28 protein-coding genes and 1 pseudogene are annotated in these 19,587 nt (G+C 71.6%); 2 read left to right on the top strand and 27 right to left on the bottom strand.

The window, feature by feature from the left end:
- Positions 1-4 precede the first annotated feature (4 nt).
- From DFJ69_RS28475 to DFJ69_RS28390, 21 genes and pseudogenes are all read right to left on the bottom strand, one after another.
- Positions 5-439, bottom strand: coding sequence for a hypothetical protein (locus tag DFJ69_RS28475; RefSeq protein ID WP_116025427.1), 435 nt, complete (start codon positions 437-439; stop codon positions 5-7).
- Positions 439-1,059: a hypothetical protein gene (locus DFJ69_RS35770; protein WP_245974818.1), complete on the bottom strand. Its 621-nt coding sequence runs from the start codon at positions 1,057-1,059 to the stop codon at positions 439-441. Before DFJ69_RS35770 ends, DFJ69_RS28475 begins: the two co-directional genes overlap by 1 nt.
- Before the next feature lie 153 nt (positions 1,060-1,212).
- Positions 1,213-1,479, bottom strand: a pseudogene (locus tag DFJ69_RS35765) (DndE family protein); the annotation flags it as partial.
- Complete coding sequence (locus tag DFJ69_RS28465; RefSeq protein WP_147312434.1) at positions 1,476-2,177, bottom strand: hypothetical protein; 702 nt, start codon at positions 2,175-2,177, stop codon at positions 1,476-1,478. The pseudogene DFJ69_RS35765 and the gene DFJ69_RS28465, both read right to left, overlap by 4 nt.
- A 35-nt stretch (positions 2,178-2,212) precedes the next feature.
- Positions 2,213-2,392 carry a hypothetical protein gene (locus tag DFJ69_RS28460; RefSeq protein WP_116025424.1) on the bottom strand — a complete coding sequence of 60 codons (180 nt, stop codon included), beginning with the start codon at positions 2,390-2,392 and terminating at the stop codon, positions 2,213-2,215.
- Positions 2,389-3,267 carry a DUF5131 family protein gene (locus DFJ69_RS28455; RefSeq protein ID WP_116025423.1) on the bottom strand — a complete coding sequence of 293 codons (879 nt, stop codon included), beginning with the start codon at positions 3,265-3,267 and terminating at the stop codon, positions 2,389-2,391. Before DFJ69_RS28455 ends, DFJ69_RS28460 begins: the two co-directional genes overlap by 4 nt.
- A gap of 114 nt (positions 3,268-3,381) precedes the next feature.
- Positions 3,382-3,723, bottom strand: a complete 342-nt coding sequence (locus DFJ69_RS28450; RefSeq protein ID WP_116025422.1) for a hypothetical protein — start codon at positions 3,721-3,723, stop codon at positions 3,382-3,384.
- Positions 3,720-3,971 (bottom strand): hypothetical protein, encoded by a 252-nt coding sequence (locus DFJ69_RS28445; RefSeq protein WP_116025421.1) that lies wholly within the window; start codon positions 3,969-3,971, stop codon positions 3,720-3,722. The genes DFJ69_RS28450 and DFJ69_RS28445 overlap by 4 nt, the downstream gene beginning before the upstream one ends.
- On the bottom strand, positions 3,968-4,588 hold the full coding sequence (locus DFJ69_RS28440) for a hypothetical protein (RefSeq protein WP_116025420.1): 621 nt from the start codon (positions 4,586-4,588) through the stop codon (positions 3,968-3,970). The genes DFJ69_RS28445 and DFJ69_RS28440 overlap by 4 nt, the downstream gene beginning before the upstream one ends.
- Positions 4,581-4,874 (bottom strand): hypothetical protein, encoded by a 294-nt coding sequence (locus DFJ69_RS28435; RefSeq protein ID WP_116025419.1) that lies wholly within the window; start codon positions 4,872-4,874, stop codon positions 4,581-4,583. Before DFJ69_RS28435 ends, DFJ69_RS28440 begins: the two co-directional genes overlap by 8 nt.
- Positions 4,867-5,301, bottom strand: a complete 435-nt coding sequence (locus DFJ69_RS28430; RefSeq protein WP_147312433.1) for a hypothetical protein — start codon at positions 5,299-5,301, stop codon at positions 4,867-4,869. Before DFJ69_RS28430 ends, DFJ69_RS28435 begins: the two co-directional genes overlap by 8 nt.
- Complete coding sequence (locus DFJ69_RS28425; RefSeq protein ID WP_116025417.1) at positions 5,291-5,722, bottom strand: hypothetical protein; 432 nt, start codon at positions 5,720-5,722, stop codon at positions 5,291-5,293. Before DFJ69_RS28425 ends, DFJ69_RS28430 begins: the two co-directional genes overlap by 11 nt.
- Before the next feature lie 150 nt (positions 5,723-5,872).
- Entirely contained in the window at positions 5,873-6,184 is a 312-nt protein-coding gene (locus DFJ69_RS28420) for a hypothetical protein (protein WP_116025416.1), read from the bottom strand.
- A complete protein-coding gene (locus DFJ69_RS28415) occupies positions 6,181-6,576 on the bottom strand; it encodes a hypothetical protein (protein WP_116025415.1) in 396 nt (131 codons plus the stop codon). The genes DFJ69_RS28420 and DFJ69_RS28415 overlap by 4 nt, the downstream gene beginning before the upstream one ends.
- Complete coding sequence (locus DFJ69_RS28410) at positions 6,573-6,857, bottom strand: hypothetical protein (protein ID WP_211328829.1); 285 nt, start codon at positions 6,855-6,857, stop codon at positions 6,573-6,575. Before DFJ69_RS28410 ends, DFJ69_RS28415 begins: the two co-directional genes overlap by 4 nt.
- Positions 6,854-7,315, bottom strand: coding sequence for an ASCH domain-containing protein (locus tag DFJ69_RS28405; protein ID WP_170177805.1), 462 nt, complete (start codon positions 7,313-7,315; stop codon positions 6,854-6,856). The genes DFJ69_RS28410 and DFJ69_RS28405 overlap by 4 nt, the downstream gene beginning before the upstream one ends.
- Positions 7,312-7,851, bottom strand: coding sequence for a hypothetical protein (locus tag DFJ69_RS34520; RefSeq protein WP_170177804.1), 540 nt, complete (start codon positions 7,849-7,851; stop codon positions 7,312-7,314). The genes DFJ69_RS28405 and DFJ69_RS34520 overlap by 4 nt, the downstream gene beginning before the upstream one ends.
- Positions 7,844-8,224: an LSm family protein gene (locus tag DFJ69_RS28400; protein WP_116025413.1), complete on the bottom strand. Its 381-nt coding sequence runs from the start codon at positions 8,222-8,224 to the stop codon at positions 7,844-7,846. Before DFJ69_RS28400 ends, DFJ69_RS34520 begins: the two co-directional genes overlap by 8 nt.
- On the bottom strand, positions 8,221-8,475 hold the full coding sequence (locus DFJ69_RS28395; protein ID WP_147312432.1) for a hypothetical protein: 255 nt from the start codon (positions 8,473-8,475) through the stop codon (positions 8,221-8,223). The genes DFJ69_RS28400 and DFJ69_RS28395 overlap by 4 nt, the downstream gene beginning before the upstream one ends.
- Positions 8,476-8,551: 76 nt before the next feature.
- Complete coding sequence (locus tag DFJ69_RS34515) at positions 8,552-8,728, bottom strand: hypothetical protein (protein WP_170177803.1); 177 nt, start codon at positions 8,726-8,728, stop codon at positions 8,552-8,554.
- A 41-nt stretch (positions 8,729-8,769) separates the two neighbouring features.
- Positions 8,770-9,024: a helix-turn-helix domain-containing protein gene (locus tag DFJ69_RS28390; protein WP_116025411.1), complete on the bottom strand. Its 255-nt coding sequence runs from the start codon at positions 9,022-9,024 to the stop codon at positions 8,770-8,772.
- A 183-nt stretch (positions 9,025-9,207) separates the two neighbouring features.
- Here DFJ69_RS28390 and DFJ69_RS28385 point away from each other — a divergent pair, with 183 nt between their 5' ends.
- Entirely contained in the window at positions 9,208-9,735 is a 528-nt protein-coding gene (locus DFJ69_RS28385) for a helix-turn-helix transcriptional regulator (protein WP_116025410.1), read from the top strand.
- 1,292 nt (positions 9,736-11,027) lie between these two features.
- Here DFJ69_RS28385 and DFJ69_RS28375 read toward each other — a convergent pair.
- On the bottom strand, positions 11,028-12,644 hold the full coding sequence (locus DFJ69_RS28375; RefSeq protein WP_116025408.1) for a recombinase family protein: 1,617 nt from the start codon (positions 12,642-12,644) through the stop codon (positions 11,028-11,030).
- 4 nt (positions 12,645-12,648) lie between these two features.
- A complete protein-coding gene (locus tag DFJ69_RS28370; RefSeq protein ID WP_245974618.1) occupies positions 12,649-13,278 on the bottom strand; it encodes an ATP-binding cassette domain-containing protein in 630 nt (209 codons plus the stop codon).
- A gap of 87 nt (positions 13,279-13,365) precedes the next feature.
- Here DFJ69_RS28370 and DFJ69_RS28365 point away from each other — a divergent pair, with 87 nt between their 5' ends.
- Entirely contained in the window at positions 13,366-13,878 is a 513-nt protein-coding gene (locus tag DFJ69_RS28365) for a MarR family winged helix-turn-helix transcriptional regulator (protein ID WP_116025407.1), read from the top strand.
- Between the two features lie 680 nt (positions 13,879-14,558).
- Here DFJ69_RS28365 and DFJ69_RS28360 read toward each other — a convergent pair.
- From DFJ69_RS28360 to nirB, 4 genes are read right to left on the bottom strand one after another with little or no spacing between them, the layout of a single operon-like run.
- On the bottom strand, positions 14,559-15,335 hold the full coding sequence (locus tag DFJ69_RS28360; protein ID WP_245974617.1) for a sirohydrochlorin chelatase: 777 nt from the start codon (positions 15,333-15,335) through the stop codon (positions 14,559-14,561).
- 2 nt (positions 15,336-15,337) lie between these two features.
- Entirely contained in the window at positions 15,338-16,513 is a 1,176-nt protein-coding gene (locus tag DFJ69_RS28355) for a uroporphyrinogen-III synthase (RefSeq protein ID WP_116025405.1), read from the bottom strand.
- Positions 16,514-16,550: 37 nt separating this feature from the next.
- Positions 16,551-16,931, bottom strand: a complete 381-nt coding sequence (gene nirD, locus DFJ69_RS28350) for a nitrite reductase small subunit NirD (RefSeq protein ID WP_116025404.1) — start codon at positions 16,929-16,931, stop codon at positions 16,551-16,553.
- The gene (nirB, locus tag DFJ69_RS28345) at positions 16,928-19,465 is read right to left on the bottom strand and encodes a nitrite reductase large subunit NirB (protein ID WP_116025403.1); all 2,538 of its coding nucleotides are present in this window, start codon (positions 19,463-19,465) and stop codon (positions 16,928-16,930) included. The genes nirD and nirB overlap by 4 nt, the downstream gene beginning before the upstream one ends.
- Positions 19,466-19,587 lie beyond the last annotated feature (122 nt).

Raw genomic sequence — 19,587 nt, 5'->3', positions numbered from 1 at the left:
TCGGTCATCGGTCATCACGCCGGACAGGGCGGCTGATGAGCCGTAGCGCGGCCTCGCGGGCACAGGCGCGTCGCCGGTCGTTGATCGCCTCGAACGCGGTCAACGCCGCCTCTCGGTCCTGCTCGGTCTCCGCCCGCTGAAGGGCGTCGAACACGTCGAGGGTGCGAGCGGCGTCGGCGAGGGTCTGCCGGAGCTCGACACTGCGGGCACTGTGGTCGTCCAGCTCCCAGTAGGCACCCCGCAGGGTTAGGCGACCATCGGCGTACTCCTGGAGGAGCCGGGCCGCCTCATGGCGGTCGATGAGGCCGTCCTCGACGCCGGCGCCGAGCATCGCGATGTAGTCGGCGAGCGTCATCGAGTTGACGACCACGATGTCCGCGTCGCGGACGAGCGTCTCGGGGTCGGGTCCGGTTTCGAGTCCGGTGATCGGCTGCTGCATCAGAACGGCGCTCCGTCCGGGCATTGGGGAAGGAACACGGCCGGCCGTGTTGTGGGGGCGCGCGTGTCCTCGCTCATCGACGCGGGGTGGACGGGGGCCACGTCGGGCTCGTTGCTCCAGGACGCCAACGGGCCAGCGATGCGGTACTCCGACTCGTCCACGACCGGGACGCTGGCACCGATCAGCACCTTGAGGGCTTCCGCCACACGGACACCCGCCCGCTCGGTCGGCCGGTCATCGTGCCGCTCGTCCGGGTCCGGGGCGAAATCGGGAGACTCGACTCGCTGCTGCCACATGAGCGCCACCTCGTACTCGGTGAACGCCTCCTGCGCGGACGGCATGGACAGGTGGGGGGCCAACGTCGCCAGCGCGGACGCCACGAGCTCGTCATTGATCCAGCCGTTGATGTGGTCGCGGGCGATCCGCTTCCACGTGCCGATCAGTTCATCCCCGGCCGGCAGGTTGACGGGGCGACCGGCTGCGTGGGCGGTGTGGCATCGGCCGCACGTGTCGGTGGTGCTGTCCAACGCCGTATCGGCGCGGAAGCAGCGGACGCAGGGCGGCCAGCCGCCCATCGAGTCGGGGTAGAGAGACAGGCTGGCGCGATCAGGGATTGTCACGGCGGGGCGCGCCTGGCGGGGCGTGTTCAAGCCGCCTCGCTCTCGTCGGCGGGGATTTCGATGAGCCACAGGTCGTCGAAGCTGGCGCCCTTGAATGCGCGCACCAGGGACGCGATGAACTCGTGGCTGGGGTTCTGCCGGCCGTTGAGGACCCGGTTGACGGCTGGGGTCGGTGAGGGCGACGCACAGCGCCCACCGGCACAGGGTGTTCCAGTTCTTGATGCCGGTGACCCGCTTCAGCTTGACCAATTGGCCCTTGGCGGCCTCGGACAGACGGACCGTGTCGATCGTCGCCGGGGTCTCGCCGAGCGTGGCCGCAACGGACGGGGCCGGCTCGGGCTCGGGCGGGGTGTCACCGGGCAGGACGATGCGGTCGGGCAGCGGCACCGTGTCCGGGATCGGGGAGCGTGGCGTGATCATGCGGCGGCCTTCTTCCTGGCCTTGTACTCCCGCTGCTCGACACGGGCCGCCTCCCGGCACGGGTCGCAGCGGCACCGGTGGTTGCGGTAGGTGCTGGGTTTGCCGTGGACGGGCTCGGTCCGGCGCAGGCCCTTGCGGTTCTTCACCCGACGGGTCACCGGATCACGGCCGGAGCCCTGACGTCGGTCGGTACCCCATGGACGGGACGGCGTCTCGCCCTCGTGCCAGAGCCTTAGGAACTCCCGACGCGCCTGGGAGATGGCCGTGGTGAACGTCTTGGGGGCGAGGCCGAGCGCGTCTGCGGCCCGCTGGTAGTCCCCGAACGTCGCCAGTGCGGTCAGCGCACGCTGCTGGTACGGCGCCAGGCGCGGCCAGATCTGCGCGAGCGCCGCCCGCTCGACCACCGACCGCTCCGGGCTCGGCGTCGGCCCGGCCGAGCCCAGCCAGTACGCGCCGAATGCGCGGGCGTTGTCGCGGGCGCCGTGGTGACGCCGGTATTGGTCGTGGTCCCGGCCGACCGCCTCCTGGGCGAGATAGACGAGGCGACCTCCGGAGGGTGGTTCCTCGGCGGTGTAGACGGCAGAGGCGACGGCGTCCCAGGCGACGGCGAACTGGCCGTCATAATCGTCCGAGCCCGCCCAACCGTCACGGCGGGCGCGGGCCACGGCGGTGCGCGCGAGTCGATCGACTTCTTCCAACGTGATGCCGTGCCGAAGGGGAAGCGCCCGGCCGGTCACCGTCCGCTCCAATCTGCGGTGATCCGGTCGAACTCGTCGTCGACCAGGTCCTGTTCCAGCGCGGGTGGGATGGGGCGGGGTCGGGCGGAGATGATGACGGCGCAGACGGCGATGACGACCAGCGCCCAGATGATGGCCACGGTGATCGCGGCGGTAGCGATGAGGTACGGGGTCACCGGGACTCACCGCCCGGGAACCGGCGGGGGAACGGCTCGGGCCAGAACGTCGGGTCGCCGGCCTTGCGATCTCCCTGGGCGTACACGGACCGGCCGCCGACGAAGACGTCTCGGGCGTAGGCGGTGCCGAGCTGCTTGACGAACGCGGCGGCGCTGGTGTCCTCGCATTGGCGGACGAGGTCCCTGACCCACTCGATGTTCGTCTCGCGGGACTTGGGGCCGCTCTCGCCTCCGGCGATCACCCACGACACCGAGTTCGGGCAGGCCGCGTACACCTCCCGGCCGTCGCTGGTCTTCACGTCACCGGCCAGGCAGTCGATCAGCGCCCCGTTGCCCGCGCGGAGGTTGCGCAGATCGACCGGCCCCAGCAGCGGCTCGCACGACAGGAACAGCACGGGCGCCGGGATCCGCAACAGGGTGAGGATGCGTTGCTCGGCGAACCGCTGGTTCTCCACGCTCGTACCGAGCCACACATGGCCGGGCCACGAGGTGCCCCACGGGGCCATGGCTGCGACGTTCTCGGGCCGCTTGGTGAGTAGCTGCCACCGCAGCCAAGGGGTGTCCTCGATGACCTGCCACAGTCGCTCGCGGGCCTCGGCGACGTCGGCGTGGTCCTCGAACACGTCGGCCATCGAGGCGCAGAACACCTTCGCGGGCTTTCCTGCCGCCTCGGCGGCGCGGTTCCACCGGTGGGGCTTGGCCCAGTTGGCGTCCGACAGCATCTGGCGCGGGCCCTTGCGGCGCCACACCTGGTGCCCGTACCGCTGGGCTTGGGCGTCCGCGTAGCAGGACCGGCAGGCGGGCGACACCCGGGAGCAGCCCCACCAGGGGTTGAACGTGTGATCGGTCCACTCGATCTTGCTGTTGTCGCTCATCGGCCGTCTCCCGGCTCGTCGTCGTGGCGCCTGGGGCGAAGAAGGTCACGGATCAGTTCTGCGAGGACGAGCCCGAGGAATCGGGCGGTGTCCCACGGGCGGGGGCGGTCGAGGTCACGCACCATCGGGGGCACCCCCGTTCAGGGCGATGCGGATGGCGCGAACCGGGCCGACGTCGTCGGGTTCGGCTCCCACGAGCAGTCCCTTGACGCGGTCGACCTGCGCAGCGAGTTGGTCCCGCTTCCGCTCCTGAACTGCGGCCCGCTTGCGGAGTTCGTTAAGCAGGTCGCCGGAGCGCTGCTTGCTGCACGCCAGGTCTCGCTCTACGGCCGCGATGCGGTCGCGCGCCTCCTGCTCGGCTGCGGCGATAAGGGGGGCCGCGAGTTCGGCGGCGCGGTCCTCGATGTGCCGCTGAAGGTTCGTGGTGATCTCGGCGAGGCGGTCGAGGTAGGTCACCTGCCCTCACCTGCCGCCGTGGCGAGTGGCTCTGCGCTGCCGAGGACGATGCACAGGTGGGAGTCGGCCTGGTAGCACGGGGAACAGTGCAGGTTCCCGGGGGTCAACAGGCCCGCGCAGTCCTCGCAGACCTCCCCGGTGCCGACGTGCTCATGAAGGCATCCGGCGGTCACTCGGACGGTGGCGGCGTTGAGGCAGCGCCTGCCCCGGGCTGTCCGGTTGCCGCAGGGCAAGCGCGTGGCGGTCACCGGCCCTCACCTCCCGCCGGGCCGTCCAGGGCGGTGATGGTGGCGCACGGCCACACGAAGCAGCCGAGGGCTGCGCAGGTCAGCGCCTCATACTGCTGGCAGCCGGAGCACACGGTGGCGGATCCGTGGGTGTCGCAGGAGCGCACGCGGGTCACGGAGATGGGCCGGTGCACTGCACGGACGGCGGCCACATGCGCCTCGGAGGCCGCCAGTCGCTCCCGAAGGGCGCCGGCTTCGGCCTCCACCCGGTTCGCGTGGCGGTCGGTCGGCTGCTCGCGTAGGGCGGCGAGGATCTCGCGGGACGGGATCAGGTCCGGACCGTCCTCCGCCAAGGCACGCACCCGCTCGACCTCGACGTACAGTCGGCTCACATCGAGGTTGGCGTTGTCGCGCAGGGCCGTCATCTCGGCGAGTTGCTCGGCGAGCCGGTCCCGCTCGGCCTGGGCAAGGTCCCGCTGGACGGTGATCTCGTCCACGATCCGCTGCGCCGCGCACACGACGGCTTCCAACATGCCACGGGCCGGCCGGCTGGCCGTGGCCCACGTGAGGCGAATCTCAGCCTCGATGTCGCGGTGAAGTCGGGCGCGGATCTCGTCGGGGGTGGGGACGTCAGTCATCGTGGTCCTCCAGCAGGGCATGGAGTTCGCGGCGCGTGTCCTCGGACATGTCGCCGTGCCGGGCGGTCACCTTGACGGCGCTCACCGTGCCGCGATGGACGGCCAGTTCGGCGCGCAGGGCATCCACCAGTGCCAGCAGCGCGGGCGTCTGCCGCAGGACGAGCGACCGGTCTCCCCGAACGCCCTTGTAGTTGAGGGTGGGATCGTTGGCGCGGGCGATCGCGGCGCGCAGGGCGAGGAGGTCGGGGCCGGTGATCGGCTCGACGGGGGTGGGGATGTCAGCCATGGTCGGCTCCGTTCAGCAGGCTCCGGACCTGGGTGATGTGGTCGGCGTAGACGGCCGCCTTGCGCTGCTCGACGGGGTCGAACGCGGACGCGCCGTCGGGCTTCCAGGCGAGGTGCTGCTCCCACTCGGCGAGCAGTGCGGTCAGGCCCGAGCGCAGGGCGTCCACCTCGGCCATCAGCGCGGGCGCCGACATCAGCAACCCGGCGACCTCCAGCGGGTCCTCCGCGTCCACCTGATACGTGGAGAACACCTCGCTGAACGAGTTGGCGGTGCTGCCCTCGGTGCGGACCGAGACCTCGTCGTCGTACTCGGGGTCGTAGACGATCTGCCAGTTGTCGCCGAGCCGCTCGTAGATGGAGGCGGCCATGCGGCACAGAGCGTTCAGGCATTCGGGCGTGGGCCGTGCGGCCCCCGTCTCAGCGGCCATCACGGGCCACCTCCTCAAGGCGGACGCGGAGCGCGTCAAGGTCGGGCAGGGGCACGTCCTCGACCGGACGGGCCGGTACGGGCACGGCGGGTACGGGGAGCTCGTACACACCGAGCCACCTCCACACCGGCGTGCGGGACGGGCACTCGGTGTGCGGGGCGCCGCACCAGTGCAGCCCGGAGAACGTCACCCCTCCCTCGGCGGTGAGGGCGAGAGCCGCCAGGCCGGTCGCCATGGCGGCGGCGGCGTCTCCGGCACCGCGTCCGCCGTACTGGAGCACGTCGCCTCGGCTGCCGAGGGCGTCGACCTGGGCGCGGCCGACCGCCATCAGTTGGTCAGGGGTCCGGTTGCGGAGTTCGGCCATGCGCAGGGGGACGACCATGAGGAGCCAGTCGCGCAACTGGTCGGCGGCCGGGCTCATCGGGTACCCGCCCTTCCGACCCGGACGCGGCGGTGGACCGCGTATCGGACGAGGCCGTCGATGTCGTGCATCGTGTACCCGTGTGCGACCGCGATGTCTGCGGGCCGTGCGGCCCCGGGGCCGACAGCCCCGGGGACCGGGAGGGAGGACTCACCCACGGCCATCACCCCGATGTCCGAGGCAGGTGCTCCTGTATCCGCCCCGCGCGACAAGGTCCGGTGGGCAGGAGCAGGACACCTCGACGAAGCCGTCGAGCATGCCCGCCAGGTCGCGCGACAAGTCGCCGGCCTCGTCTTCGGGAATGTCGCCTGCCTGTGCCCAAAGCGCGGCAACCGCAGCTTCTGCCGGGGCGATCGCGTCGGCACCGTCGCGCGCATCCTGGAGTGCCTGCTCGAGCAGTCGCTCGGCCAGGCCGGCCCAGATGGCGGCCCGCGGGAATGGTGGGGAGGAATCACCGCTCACTGCGGGCCTCCGTCCCCGTTGATGACCCGGGCCACGGACAGCTCGTACACGACCAGGGCGAGCGCGTTCGGCTCGACCCGCCGCCGGATCTCCTCGCAGGAGACCCGGGCGAGGGTCCCCTCGTACATCTCGGCGGCGTCGTCCAGCACGGCGGCCAGCGGCTCGGCCAGCGCAGGCGGCATCGAGGTGATCCAGGTGGCCTCGCCGTGCGTCAGCGTGTGCGCCGTGGTGTCCTCGGTCGCGGCGATGACGTTCCCCGCAACGAGGAGGTCGGACACGAACCACATCAGCGGGTTCTGCGGTGGCTTGGCCTCCGCGCGCAGGATCGCCACCGTCTCGCGCAGCTTCGCGGCGGCGGCCCGCAGTTCGGTGGCGGGCATCTGCTCCGTCATGACGCGCCCCCGTCCCTGATGACCTGCACGTGGGTCAGGGCGACGCATGCTGCGTGGCCCTCGACGGACACGACGGCGGTGTGGCCTTCCAGCACCCACGCCTTCGAGCGGGTACGGGACCGGCGGCCAGGGCCCTTGCGCCGGCCGGGCCAGTAGGTGACCGGGGTGCCGACCGGGTGCAGACGGTTCCAGCCGTCGGCGACCAGCTCCGTGGCCTTGACCCGCTCGACGAGCAACCGGGCGTGCTCCTCCCGGAGCGCCTCCATCTCGGCCGGGGTCATGACCGGCCCCCGTCCACCTGGGTGCGGACAGCGGCGGCGACATCCGGCGGCAACGACCACAGACCCAGCGCACCGCGCGCCGGAACCGGCTCTGGCAGCGCTCGGACCTCGGTCAGCCTGAGGTGGCGCTGACCGTTGACCGCCCACGTCCCGCACTCGCACCGCAGTGGTGCCGTATGTGCCGAGTACAGGCAGTCCGCGCACACGTCGGCCAGCTCAGCGATGGCGATCACCGACCCGCGCACCCGTGAGAGGTGCGCCACGGCCTGTGGGGGCAGGCCGCAGCGGCCCGCCACGCTCTCCAGTGCAGACTCGAACTCCCACCGGTTCCCCACGCCGGTGCCGGCGTGGATGGCCAGCGGACCCCTGTAGAAGGTCTGCCAAGTGCGGTTCTCGATCGTCTTGCCGCCGTGGACGATCGCCCACGCCCACGGCTGGCGGATGGTCAGCGCCTTCACGGCTGACCCCCGTCCTGCTCGGCCTCGACGGCGGCGTAGTACTCGCTGAGCCGGATCCGCTCCCACACGGCCGGGTCGATGTGTTCGGCGTCGCCTGAATCGATCTCCGCCGACCACGTCACGACCACCGCGTCACCGAGTCGGGCGACCCCGGGCCGCATGAGCCGCAGGGATGAGAACGCCACGTCCGGCATGCCGCCCGGCAGATCGCGGCGCGGGTTCGGTGCGGCGAGTCCGTCCAGCCGCTCGGCGACCTCCTTGCCGAGCCGCCTGCGGCGGTCCGGGGTGATCGCCCCGGGCAAGGAACCGTCACGGCGCCACCCGGCGGGGACCGGTTCGTCCTTCGGGTGCTCGACCCCGGTGACCTTCACACCCCGCAAGCCATCCGACGTGGCGAACCGGCGTCCCGGGAATCCGAGGTCCGCGATGACCTGGTCCACGCGGGCACGCCACGCGGTCTGAGCGTCGGCGGAGCCGGCGCGGTCCCAGTGGGCCAGCACGTCGGGGTGGGTGCTGCGGTACACGACCTCAGGCATCGGACCGGCCCCCGTCCTGGTGGCAGGTGCACTCGCACGGTCCACCCACGCTCCCGGGCCCCGCCCCCACCGATCCGCCCAGTACGCGGACGTGGCGGACTTCACCGACGTGCAGGCCGGCCGGCGCGGCGTCTCGACCGTCGTCGGTCAGGACCACCTGCTCCCCGTCCAGCGACAGCACACCCGAATAGGTGCAGCCGTCGGCGGCGGTGATCTCAACCTCATCGCCGACCAGCGCGGTCAGCGCCGCCGCCCACCTACGGGTGGGCTCCCTCTTCCACGCGGCCATGACCTCAACCGCCTTCCGGGGCAGGGCCAGCGGCGCATCCGCAGGGTCGCGGTGCATCTGCTCGTCGGTGAACGGCTCGCTCATCGGTCGTCTCCCTGCTGCTCGCTCACCGTCTGCTCCGGGCCCGGCGTCCCATGTGAGGCGGCCACAGCACCCGCGAACGCGAGATCATCGGCCCGACGAACCGCGACGATGTGGTCCATCGCCACCGCGAAGGCAACCGGGGCGTTCTTCCGGAGCCACGCCACCAGGGCGTGCTCCTCGCTCACTGTCAAGTCCGTCGACACCCCGGATCGCTCGGCTCGGCATGGGGGCTTGTCGTACATTCGGATCACGGACCCACTCCTTCCTCTTGTGTGTGGTTGTGGGTTCGAGGGCGCCCGACCGGCTGCATCCGGGAGGGCGCCCGTATTACGCGGCGTTCGGTCGGGACTCGTCGAGGTGGGCGCGGCGTTCCCGCACCCGCTCAGGGAAGTCCGCGAACAGGCGCTGTAAATCCAGGGCGAGGTCCGAGCCCGGCTGAATCTCCGGGGCCCGGGCGGCCTCGCGCTCGGCGGCCTCCCAGATGCGCATCTCGGCCGACGTCATACCTGGCCGCCACCATTCAGGGCGGCTGCTCGGCGCACTCATCACGCCGACTTCCGCAGCGTTGCGACCTGGTCGGGGAGGTCGTCCATGCAGATGGCCTGCGGGGGAACGTCAAGACCGTCGGCGAGCTTCCGGAGGATGTCCGTGCTGCACTGCTTGAGCCCACGCTCGTAGTAGGAGATCGCCGACGGGGCCACTCCGGATTTCTCCGACAACTCGAGCGCGGTGAGCCCTCGAAGGCTGCGGAAGGTCCGGATCGCCGGGCCGTTCGGCCGGACGGTGGGGATCGGAGGCATACGGAGATTCTCGGAGAATCTCCGAGCGCTGTCTAGCCCTTACAGCGAACTCTCCGGAGATAGAATGAGATTCTATGGAGATACCGAGAAGTAACTTAGACCCGCCGTGAAAGATCGACGCAGGTCAGCGCACCCCAGGCACCCGACTTGACGCCACATCCACTTCTCCATCATTCTCCAGAGGTGGAGAAACGCGGAGACCGCACCAACTACCCCGACGCGGCATGGGAACGACTGGGACACCTCCTCGTCGCCCGCCGCACCCAGATCGACCCCAGCTTCCGCAGCCGTGAGAAGTTCGCCGCGGAAACCGGTCTGAACTCCCGGCTGATCTACGACATCGAACGCGCCGCGCGACGCGGGTTCCGCGACACCACCCTCAACGCCATCGCCAACGCCTACCAGGTGACACCCGACGCCATCCGACAGGCCCTCGAGGACCCGTCGACGACGGAACTTCCCGGCAGCGCATCCAAGCGCGCGAACGACACACCCCAGCCCTCGTGGCGACAACCGCCGGACGACCTTCCCGACGACGTGCTGTGGGAAGGTCTCCCGCAACCCGTCATGCAGGTTTGGCACATCGAAGGTCTGACCGTCGCCGAACGACAGCTCCTGGCCGTCACCGTCGGGCACTTCCTCGACAGGCGCGCGAACCCGGTACGGCGATCCACGGCGGCCGGCGACGATGAAACCTGGGCCGCGAGCTGACCCGCAGGTTTCCTCCAAACCTCACCGCACGGCGGTAGGTACCTCACGCCCCAGGCGTCGCCGATGTAACGTTACGGTTACACCACCGGTCGATGGCTGACAAAACGCCCGCCGAGAGTTGTCATAGATCCCAGGGCTTCCCGGGGTGCAACGTCCGCGCGCGGATCACGACGGAGTGTTGCCTGCATGCCCAGAAACGGTGACCGCGTTCCCACCGACCCAACGGCCCGAACCCAGGCCAACAACGGCGGCATCGTCCACGACATCACCGGCGTCACACCCGCCCACAGGCGGCACGCGGACCAGCATCACGAACAGGCCGCAGCGCGCGACGACGAGAACATGACCGCCTACATGCAGGGCCTGGACGCAAGACTCACCAACGTCTCAGGCGTGTTCGTCCAGGCGCTCATGTCCGGCGGCTGGACGGACGTGAACATCACGATCCAGAACACGGTCGTCACCGTCACCTTCGCGGACGGGTACGAGCGGGTCACGTCCTCTGAGGTCCCCGACCTGTGGCATGCATGCGTCAAGGCGTACACCGCCGCCGACCGCGCCCACGCCGCGCACGCCATCGGCTCCCTCCCCGCCCCGATCCAGCGCATGGAACGGATCGCTCCCGACGGCGGCCCCATCACACTCCGCTCCGCCCCGCAACGCCGCCGCTGGACCGCATACCGCGGACCCGCCGGGGCAGCCCCGGCGATCGGCTTCTTCGGTGACGCCACGACCCGTTTCGGTGAGGCCGCCGGCCGCCTCGCCGCCCTCGGCGGCCACACCGCCAACGGCATCGCGTCCGTGTCCACCGCAGCGGTCATCGCCCTCGGAGTCGGCGCTGGCACCTCCGGTCAGTTGCAACCGCAACCTGCCGCGGAACCCGCCGCAGTGGCGCCCTCCGCGCCTGGATCGCACACCGAGCCGCCCGCCGCACCCCCATCTCAGCCCCCCGGGCCTCGGCCAGACCGCGAACGGGACGGCGGTCACGGCCACCGGCCGGACCGACCACCCATCGCACCATCCCCCACGCCCGTACCCCCTGACTCCACTTCCGGCCCGGAGCCCATCCCCACCCCCACCCCCACACCAGAGGTCACGCCGTCAGCGCTGCCCTCGCCCACGCCCGCACCGGAGTCACCGGCTCCTGACCCGACGGCGGAACCCAGCCCCAGTACCTATGCGGGACCGCCGTCACCGGCGCCGACCGCCTCGGCCGAGCCCCGCCCATCCGCCGATTCGACGGACGACGCCGGCGGAGGATCCGACGGTGACGTGTCGGAACCACCAGCGGATCACCCCCCCGAGGAACCCTCACCCGAACCGTCGCCAGTGGCCCGCGCCCCTGAGGACCCCGTCTGAGCCGACGAGGTACGCCCTCCGACATGCCACTCGGGTTCGATGCCTTCGGGGTTGAAGTACGACTCTCCCGGTCGCCACATCGGGGGCCGGCCGCGGCGGGCGGGATGCACATGGATCGTCACCAACCGCTGCAGCACCAGGCGCCGCCAAGCCAACGTCTGACCATCCCACTCCGCGCCGACGTCCTCGACGTCCAGCAGTTCGACCATCAGCGGCGTCCGAACCGCGGCGACCAGTTCCGCTTTGATGGTTTCAATCCGCGCCAAACATGCCGTCTCGTTCTCCGCGAAGGCGAGCACCGAGACCTTCCGCTCCCGGGCGAGGCGCCGCCACGTCAGGAGCTCGGATTTCTCCACCGCCAGCCGAGTCTCGATGTCCTCCACGTCCTCCGGCTGTTCGGCCGCCAAGAGTTGCATTAGATCCGGTCTCGCCAGGCGCGACTTGAGCAGGGCCGTCACGTACTCGTCCAGCATTGCGGCGTTCCGCGCGGCGTGTCCCTTCCCACCGGAACGACATCGGTACGTCACCACAGCCCTGCGATGTTCGGCCGTTCCTCCCGACCCCATCCCGGTCCGCATCGTCGTTCCGCACACACCGCACACGTAGAGGTTCGAGCCCAGCCACTTACGTTTGCGGCTGTTGGACGGGCCCCGCCCCGGCTCCAGCAGGATCTCTGCCACTGCACGCCATACCCTCTCCTCCACGATCGGCGGCCAGTCCGCGACCCCTCCCTCCAGCTCCGTCTCGATGACGTCGCCGTGGCGGGTCACCAGCCCGGCGTTGCGGGACCTCAGCAGGATCCTGCGGACCTCGCCCCCGACGAACCGGCCTCCTTTACGACGCCGCAGCCCGCGCCGGTCCCATTCCCGCGCGATCTCGCCCAAGGACGTCTCGTTGTTCTTCAGGCCGCGCAGCACCTCCATGTGCGCCCATCGGATGGCCTCCGCCGGCACCGGATCGAGCACGAGTGACTTCTCGTCGTCGTCCAGCGACAGCCGCTGCAGTTTCCACCCGAACGGCACCGGACCACCATGCCAGCGGCCCTGACGTGACTTCTCGTCACGGTCCGATTCCAGGCGCTCGATGAGGTGGTCGACCTCATAGGTCGAGTCCGCGACGTCGTTGCGCAGACGTTTCCGCCCGGTCGGCGTCCACAGCTCGTAATTCCCGGACCGGACGGTCTCCACAGGGTGCATGCCCGGGGCGCACACACGGATGAATTCTTCGGCCTCGGGCGGGTCCCTCAGGACGCGGTCGATGTGCCAAGCCATCACACCGAGCGGCGTTTCACGCTGGTCCGTCCGCAGCAGGGTCAGGAGCCGCTGATAGTCGTCCCGGCGTGTGCGGAGCGCCGAGACGTCGCTGCCGATCTTGACGAAGGCGGTCGCGTCGGTGTCGACGCACTCACCGACGATGCGCCACCGGAGCCGCGCCGCGAGCGCCTCGGAGTCACGGCGCTGTCGGGAGATCCCTGCGGTGCCCTTGCTCTTCCGCAGGTAGAGGATGCAGTCTCGGGCGTACTCAACGGGTGGGGTGGAGGGTTCCGCCATGCGGCTAAGCGTGCCACAGTTGACAGTCCGCCTCCTGCATGTAGTGCGTCGTCATGAAGATCGTGATCTCCTCGGCCGCCCGCAGCTCCCGGATGTAGTCCCAGATGGACGAACGGGTCTGCGGATCCAGGCCCACCGTGGGCTCGTCGAGGAAGAGCACCCGCGGCGAGTGCAGCAGGCCCCGGGCGATCTCGAGCCGGCGCTTCATGCCGCCGGAGTAGGTGAGGACCTTGTCGGACCGCCGCTCCCACAGGCCCACCATCTCCAGCACCTGGCGCATCCGCGGCGCGACCGCCGAGCGCGGCACCCCGTACAGCTCGGCGTGGAAGCGCAGGTTCTGCTCGCCGCTGAGGTAACCGTCGAGGGTGGGGTCCTGGAAGACCAGGCCGATGTTGCGACGCACGTCGTCGCGCTCGCGCACCACGTCGTGACCGGCCACCCGCGCGGTGCCCGCGCTGGGTCGCAGCAGGGTGCAGAGCATGTTGATGGTCGTGGACTTGCCGGCGCCGTTCGGGCCCAGGAATCCGAAGATCTCACCGGGCGCCACCGTGAACTCGATGCCCTTCACGGCGGGGACGTCACCGAACCGCTTCTCCAGCCCGGCGACGGCGACCGCGGGCTCCACTGCGACCATCGGCGCATCCTCCCCATCGAGAACAGTTGGGATTACCAAACGGTATGGAATCCCTATAATCACGGTCAAGCCCTTATCGATGAGGTGATGCCCGTGCGCGACCGGTGGTGCGAGGGGCCGGTCCCGCCCGACCCGGTGCTGCGGCTGCCGACCCACCTGGTGGCGGAGTTCCTCAGGCTGGCGCGGCGCACCTCTGAGGAGCTGTACCCCGCCGAGGAGCTGCGGAGGCCTCATGTGGTCACGCTGGCCTGGCTGGCCGACCAGGGCCCGATGTCGCAGCGGCAGGTCAGCGAGCGCCTGAGGGTGGGCCCCGCCGACCTGGTGGGTGTCATCGACACGCTGGAACGACTCGCCCTGGTGGAACGGCGTCGCGACCCCGCGGACCGACGCCGCTACTCGTTGCATCTGACCGACGAGGGCCGGCGGGCGCTGCGAGAGCGCCGGGTCCGGGGAGAGCGGCTGAACGACACGCTGCTGGCCGGTCTGACCGAGCCGGAACGGGACACCCTGCGGTCACTGCTGCTCAAGGCGCTCGCGCACCACGACGGCCGCTTCGCCTCCGCCGCGGACCAGGGGCCGGTCGACCCACCGACCGAGTGAGCCCCGACGATCCCACACCCGGCCCGGGCACGGACGGCCCGCTCCCCAGACTTCGGGCGGCTCCCGCACGGACCCCGTCCCCACGCGCCGGCCCAGGAACGAACGGCCCGCTCTCTCCACGTCGGGCGGCTGCCGCACGGACCCCCGCGCGCCGGCCCGGGGACGGACGGCCGGCTCCCCGGACTTCAGGATGCTGTCGCACGGACCCCCGTCCCCACGCGCCGCCCCCGGTATGCACGGCCCGCTCCCTCTACTTCGGGCGGCTCCCGCACGGACCCCCGGCGTCCTCACGGGCCGGCCCAGGCACTGACGGCCCGCTCCCTCCACTTCGGGCGGCTGCCGCGCGGACCCCGTAGCCCGGGCATAGACGGCCCGTTCCCCGGACTTCGGGCGGCTACCGCACGAAACCTCGTCCCCACGCGCCGGCCCAGGAACGAACGGCCCGCTCCCTGCACGTCGGGCGGCTGCCGCGCGGACCCCGCTCCCCGCGCGCCGGCTCGGGCGCGGACGGCCCGCTTTTTGCACTTCGGGCGGCTGGGCGCGGGCCCCGTGTCGTCTGGACATGGGCGGGTCGGTCACCACCGAGCCCGGAACGGCGGGCGCGGGGGTTCTCGGACGTCGTACCGCGCCCCTTGAGTAGGGGTGCGGCCGTCAGGTCGCGCCGAGCGGAGTGAAGGGGCTCAGGTCGCCGGTCGCATCGTCGCCCCGGGCCCGCCGACGCTGCCCGCCAGGACCGTCGGCCGGGTGTCTCGGACCGATCGGGCCGTTCGGGCGCGCGCCTCGTCGTACCGGCGCAGGATCAGTCGCGCCACGGCGTCGTGCGCGCCGATCGGGGGGCTCACCATGTCCGCGCCCGCCACGGCCATCCGGCCGTGGAAGAACCCGGGGGCCAGTAGGTAGGCGGCCACCGCGACGCGGCTCGCCCCGGCCTCGCGCACCCGCGCCACGACCTCCGGCAGGCCGGGGGCGCCCGCCGCCACGAACCCGTGGGCGACCGGGCGGCCCAGACGCCGGGACAGCATGCGCGCCGCCGTCCGCACGTCGGCGACCCCGGCGGGGTCGGACGAGCCCGCCGCGCCCAGCACCACCGCGTCCACCGACGCGAGGTCCCGGGACTCGGCGGCCAGGCGGTCGATCAGGGCGTCGCCGAGCAGGGGGTGCGGGCCCAGCGGCCGCGCCATCGTGACCGTGCCGGGATCACAGACCTCGTGCACCCGGCCGGGGATGTCGATCAGGGCGTGGTAGCCGCGGGCCAGCAGCAGCGGCACCGCCACGACCGGGCCGTCGATCTCTCGAGCGGCCTCCTCCAGCGAGGGCGCGGCGATCTCGGCGTACGCCTCGGCGACCCGCAGCCCGGGGCGCAGGGCGCGGACCCGGTCGAGCAGGGCCCGCACCGTGGCCGGACCGGCGGGGTCGTGGGTGCCGTGGGCCACGGCGAGCAGGGTCGGACGGCTCATCGTCATCGGGGCACCTCCATGGCGCGGAGCGGGTCGCAGGCCAGCCGGTAGCCGCGTTTGACCACGGTCTCGACGATGCCGGAGCGGCCGAGACCGCGGCGCAGCCGCGCCACCGCCATCTCGACCGCGTGCTCGTCGGCCTGCGGGCGGCCGTCGCGGGACCAGGCCCCGCCGGCGACCATCCGACTGGGCAGCACCGTGCACAGCTCGGCGCGGGAGACCACGTGACCGGGACGGCGGGCCAGGGCCCGCAGGATGGCCATGGGCGCGGGCGCGATCGGCCGGAGCTGGCCGTCGAGCACGACCGCGTGCCCCCGCAGCTCCAGCGCGTGCCCCCGGACGCTGATCAGCCGGGCCCGCCGTTGCGGCAGGTCGGAGACCAGGGCCCGGACCAGCGCGCCGATTCTGGCGCGTTCCGGCTGCACGGTGGGCACCCCCCGCTCGGTGAGCGGTCGGGCGGTGACCGGGCCGACGCAGGCGGCCACCGCGTGGGTGCGCAGCGCCTCCATGAACGCCTCCTCCAGGCCGTCCTCGGCCGCCACCGCGAGGGTGGCGGTGACCGCGGGGGCGCTGGTGAAGGTGATCGCGTCGACCGTTCCGGCGACGGCCTGGCCGACCAGGCGGCGCAGCGGGGTGGAGTCGTCGGTCCGCGACCAGCGGTAGACGGGGACCTCGATGACCTCCGCCCCGGCCCGGCGCAGCGCACCGACGAAGTCGGCCAGCGGCTCCCCGTACAACTGGACGGCGATCCGGGTGCCCGCCAGGTCCTTGGCCAGCAGGTAGCGCAGGACCTCCTCGCAGCTCTCGGAGTCCGGCGACCAGGTCTCCTGGAGCCCGGCGGACCGGATGGCGCCGCGCGCCTTCGGTCCGCGGGCCAGGATCCGCACCTTGTGGAGCCGTTCGATCAGGTCGTCGCGCAGCCCCCATCCGTCGGCGGTCTCCAGCCAGGCCCGGAAGCCGATGCCGGTGGTGACCACCGCGTAGTCGAAACTCTCGCCGATGCAGGTGTTGGTGGCGTGCAGGAGTTCGGCGTCGTCGGAGAGCGGGACCAGACGGATCGCGGGGGCGTGCACCACCCGCGCTCCGCGCCGCTCGAGCAACGCCGCGAGCTCCTCGTGCCGCCGGGCCGCCGTCACGCCCACGGCGAACCCGGCCAGCGGCTCACTGTCGGTGTTCATGGCCGGTCGAGCCCACCCCCGTGGGCGGTCGGCGCGTTCACGACAGCGCCACCTCCACCCGGTCCTGCGGGGTCAGGCGGACCTCGAAGCTCCGCAGCGCGACGTCCGCGTCGTCGAGGGCCTGCCCCGTCCGCAGGTCGAAGACGTCCTTGAACATGGGGGACGCGACCGTGGGGACGCCTCCGCGGGTGCCCAGGATGCCCCGGGCGATCACGTACGCCCCGCTGAAGGGGTCGTAGTTCGACAGCGCGAACAGCTCGCCGTCGAAGGTCCGGAAGATCGCCACCTGGACGCCCTCGATCAGCGCGCAGGCGCCGCGTTCGGGCATCAGGTCGTCGAGGCCGCACACGTCGTGCCAGCGCGTCGCCGTCCTCGACGGTGCGGTGTGTGCGGGCCCGGTCTGCACGTCGGCGGTCATCGGCTCACTACCTCCAGCTCGGGTCCGGCCAGGAGTACCGGCTTGATCTGGTCGCGCTCGGGTTCGAACGCGATGCTGGGATCGGGAACGCCGGGGGCGTTGACGAAGGACACGAAGCGGCGCAGCTTCTCGGGGTCCTCGATGGTGTCGCGCCACTCGTCGGAGTAGGCGGCCACGTGCCGGTCCATCGCCGCGTCCAGCTCGGCGCAGATGCCCAGCGAATCCTCGACGATCACCTCGCGGAGATAGTCGATCCCGCCCTCGAGGGCCTCCAGCCAGCTCGCGGTGCGCTGCAGCCGGTCGGCGGTCCGGATGTAGAACATCAGGAACCGGTCGATGTAGCGGAGCAGGGTCTCGTCGTTGAGGTCCTGGGCGAACAGGTCGGCGTGCCGGGGCCGCATCCCGCCGTTGCCGGCGAGGTAGAGGTTCCAGCCCTTCTCGGTGGCGATGACGCCGAAGTCCTTGCTCTGGGCCTCGGCGCACTCGCGGGCGCAGCCCGACACCGCGGACTTGAGCTTGTGCGGGGCGCGCAGGCCCCGGTAGCGCAGCTCCAGCCGGATCGCCATGCCGACCGAGTCCTGGACGCCGAACCGGCACCAGGTGGAGCCGACGCACGACTTGACGGTGCGCAGCGCCTTGCCGTAGGCGTGCCCGGACTCGAACCCGGCCTCGACCAGCCGCCGCCAGATCTCCGGGAGCTGGTCGACGCGGGCGCCGAACAGGTCGATCCGCTGACCTCCGGTGATCTTGGTGTAGAGGCCGAAGTCGCGCGCCACCTCGCCGATCACGATCAGCTTCTCGGGGGTGATCTCGCCGCCGGGGACCCGGGGCACCACCGAGTAGGTGCCGTTCTTCTGCATGTTGGCCAGGAACTGGTCGTTGGTGTCCTGGAGGGTGGCCTGCTCGCCCTCCAGGATGTGGCCGTTGCCCAGGCTGGCGAGGATGGAGGCGACCGCGGGCTTGCAGATGTCGCAGCCGCGGCCCCGGCCGTGCTCGGTGATGAGCCGGGTGAACGTCGTGATGCCGGTGACCCGGACGATGTCGAACAGCTCGGCCCTGCTGTGCTCGAAGTGCTCGCAGAGCGCCTTGCTGACCTCGATGCCGGCCGCGACGAGCTCGGCGTCCAGCAGCTTCTTGACCAGCGGGACGCAGCTTCCGCAGGAGGTGCCCGCCTTGGTGCAGCCCTTCACCCCCGCGACGTCGGTGAGGCTCTCGTCGCGGACGGCGCAGCGGATGTGGTCGGCCGTGACGTTGTTGCAACTGCAGATGACGGTGGCGCCCGGCAGGTCGCCGCCGGCCGGCTCGACACCGCCGAACAGGGTCTGCTCGGGGCTGCCGGGCAGCGCCGCGCCGACGTAGGCCCGCAGCGTGGGGTAGGCCTCGGCGTCGCCGACCAGGACGCCGCCCAGCAGGGTGCGGGCGTCGTCGCTGACGATCAGCTTCTTGTAGACCCCGGCGACCGGGTCGGTGTAGGTGATGTCGAGGGCGCCGTCGGTGGAGGCGAACGGGTCGCCGAAGCTGGCCACGTCCACGCCCATGAGCTTGAGCTTGGTGGAGGTGTCGGCGCCGGCGAAGGCCGCCTGGCCCGCGACACCCGTCGTCTCGGCCAGCAGGTGGTCGGCCACGACCTCGGCCATCGAGTTGCAGGGGCCCACGAGCCCGTACACCTGGCCGCCGATCAGGGCGCACTCGCCGATCGCCCACACGGAGGGGTCGGAGGTGCGGCAGGCGTCGTCGACCACGATGCCGCCGCGCTCGCCGACCTCCAGGCCGCAGCCGCGGGCCAGCTCGTCGCGGGGCCGGATGCCCGCGGAGAACACCACCACCGACGCCTCGACGGCCGAGCCGTCGCTGAGGGCCACCCGGCCGACCGCGCCGTCCTCGCCCGCCTCCAGGCCGGCCATGGGGGTGCCGGAGTGGACGGTGAGGCCGAGGGACTCGATGTGGCGCCGCAGCATCTGGCCGCCGCCCTCGTCGAGCTGCCGCGGCATCAGCCAGGGCGCGACCTCGACCACGTGGGTGTCGACGCCCAGGCCCTGCATGGCCCTGGCGGCCTCCAGCCCGAGCAGCCCGCCGCCGACCACCACGCCGCTCGCGCCGGGCCGCGCGCCGCAGTGGTCGCGGAGCGCGTCGAGGTCGTCGATGGTGCGGTAGACGAACACGCCCGGCAGGTCTTTGCCCTGCACCGGCGGCACGAACGGCGCCGAGCCGGTGGCCAGCACCAGCGTGTCGTAGCCGATGACGGCGCCCGACGCGGTGACGACGGTCCGCGCCGCCCGGTCGATCGCGGTCACCGGGTCTCCGGTGAGCAGCGTGACGTCCGGGTCGTGCGCCGGGAACGCCAGCTCGGCGTCCTCGGTCAGGTACGAGGTCAGCGCGACCCGGTCGTACGCGGGGCGGACCTCCTCCCCGATCACGGTGATCCGCCAGGCGCCCGCGGCGTCCCGCTCGCGCAGCGCCTCTACCAGCCGGTGACCCGCCGGTCCGTGGCCGACCACCACCAGCCTTCTGTGGGTTTCCCCTGCGACGTCCATGGGGTGATACTCAGCAGGAGGCGTTTCGCCGCTGGGTCCCCTTTGTCACCGGCGTGTTAAAAGCCGCTCACCTTGAAATCTGTTCGTGGTCATCCTGTGACCTGGACAATGCGAAAACCCGC

This window comes from Thermomonospora umbrina (genome assembly GCF_003386555.1).
Lineage (GTDB): Bacteria > Actinomycetota > Actinomycetes > Streptosporangiales > Streptosporangiaceae > Thermomonospora > Thermomonospora umbrina.
This window is presented reverse-complemented; position numbering and strand designations above follow the sequence as displayed.

Coding starts and splice junctions, on each gene's coding strand:
- DFJ69_RS28375 (WP_116025408.1), bottom strand. CDS start 12,644: ATGGCGGAACCCTCCACCCCACCCGTTGAGTACGCCCGAGACTGCATC.
- DFJ69_RS28455 (WP_116025423.1), bottom strand. CDS start 3,267: ATGAGCGACAACAGCAAGATCGAGTGGACCGATCACACGTTCAACCCC.
- DFJ69_RS28390 (WP_116025411.1), bottom strand. CDS start 9,024: ATGCCTCCGATCCCCACCGTCCGGCCGAACGGCCCGGCGATCCGGACC.
- DFJ69_RS28415 (WP_116025415.1), bottom strand. CDS start 6,576: ATGACGGAGCAGATGCCCGCCACCGAACTGCGGGCCGCCGCCGCGAAG.
- DFJ69_RS28400 (WP_116025413.1), bottom strand. CDS start 8,224: ATGAGCGAGCCGTTCACCGACGAGCAGATGCACCGCGACCCTGCGGAT.
- DFJ69_RS28360 (WP_245974617.1), bottom strand. CDS start 15,335: ATGAGCCGTCCGACCCTGCTCGCCGTGGCCCACGGCACCCACGACCCC.
- DFJ69_RS28435 (WP_116025419.1), bottom strand. CDS start 4,874: ATGGCTGACATCCCCACCCCCGTCGAGCCGATCACCGGCCCCGACCTC.
- DFJ69_RS28370 (WP_245974618.1), bottom strand. CDS start 13,278: ATGGTCGCAGTGGAGCCCGCGGTCGCCGTCGCCGGGCTGGAGAAGCGG.
- DFJ69_RS28430 (WP_147312433.1), bottom strand. CDS start 5,301: ATGGCCGCTGAGACGGGGGCCGCACGGCCCACGCCCGAATGCCTGAAC.
- DFJ69_RS28355 (WP_116025405.1), bottom strand. CDS start 16,513: ATGAACACCGACAGTGAGCCGCTGGCCGGGTTCGCCGTGGGCGTGACG.
- nirB (WP_116025403.1), bottom strand. CDS start 19,465: ATGGACGTCGCAGGGGAAACCCACAGAAGGCTGGTGGTGGTCGGCCAC.
- DFJ69_RS34515 (WP_170177803.1), bottom strand. CDS start 8,728: ATGACGTCGGCCGAGATGCGCATCTGGGAGGCCGCCGAGCGCGAGGCC.
- DFJ69_RS28410 (WP_211328829.1), bottom strand. CDS start 6,857: ATGACCCCGGCCGAGATGGAGGCGCTCCGGGAGGAGCACGCCCGGTTG.
- nirD (WP_116025404.1), bottom strand. CDS start 16,931: ATGACCGCCGACGTGCAGACCGGGCCCGCACACACCGCACCGTCGAGG.
- DFJ69_RS28475 (WP_116025427.1), bottom strand. CDS start 439: ATGCAGCAGCCGATCACCGGACTCGAAACCGGACCCGACCCCGAGACG.
- DFJ69_RS28365 (WP_116025407.1), top strand. CDS start 13,366: ATGCCCGTGCGCGACCGGTGGTGCGAGGGGCCGGTCCCGCCCGACCCG.
- DFJ69_RS28425 (WP_116025417.1), bottom strand. CDS start 5,722: ATGAGCCCGGCCGCCGACCAGTTGCGCGACTGGCTCCTCATGGTCGTC.
- DFJ69_RS34520 (WP_170177804.1), bottom strand. CDS start 7,851: ATGCCTGAGGTCGTGTACCGCAGCACCCACCCCGACGTGCTGGCCCAC.
- DFJ69_RS28440 (WP_116025420.1), bottom strand. CDS start 4,588: ATGACTGACGTCCCCACCCCCGACGAGATCCGCGCCCGACTTCACCGC.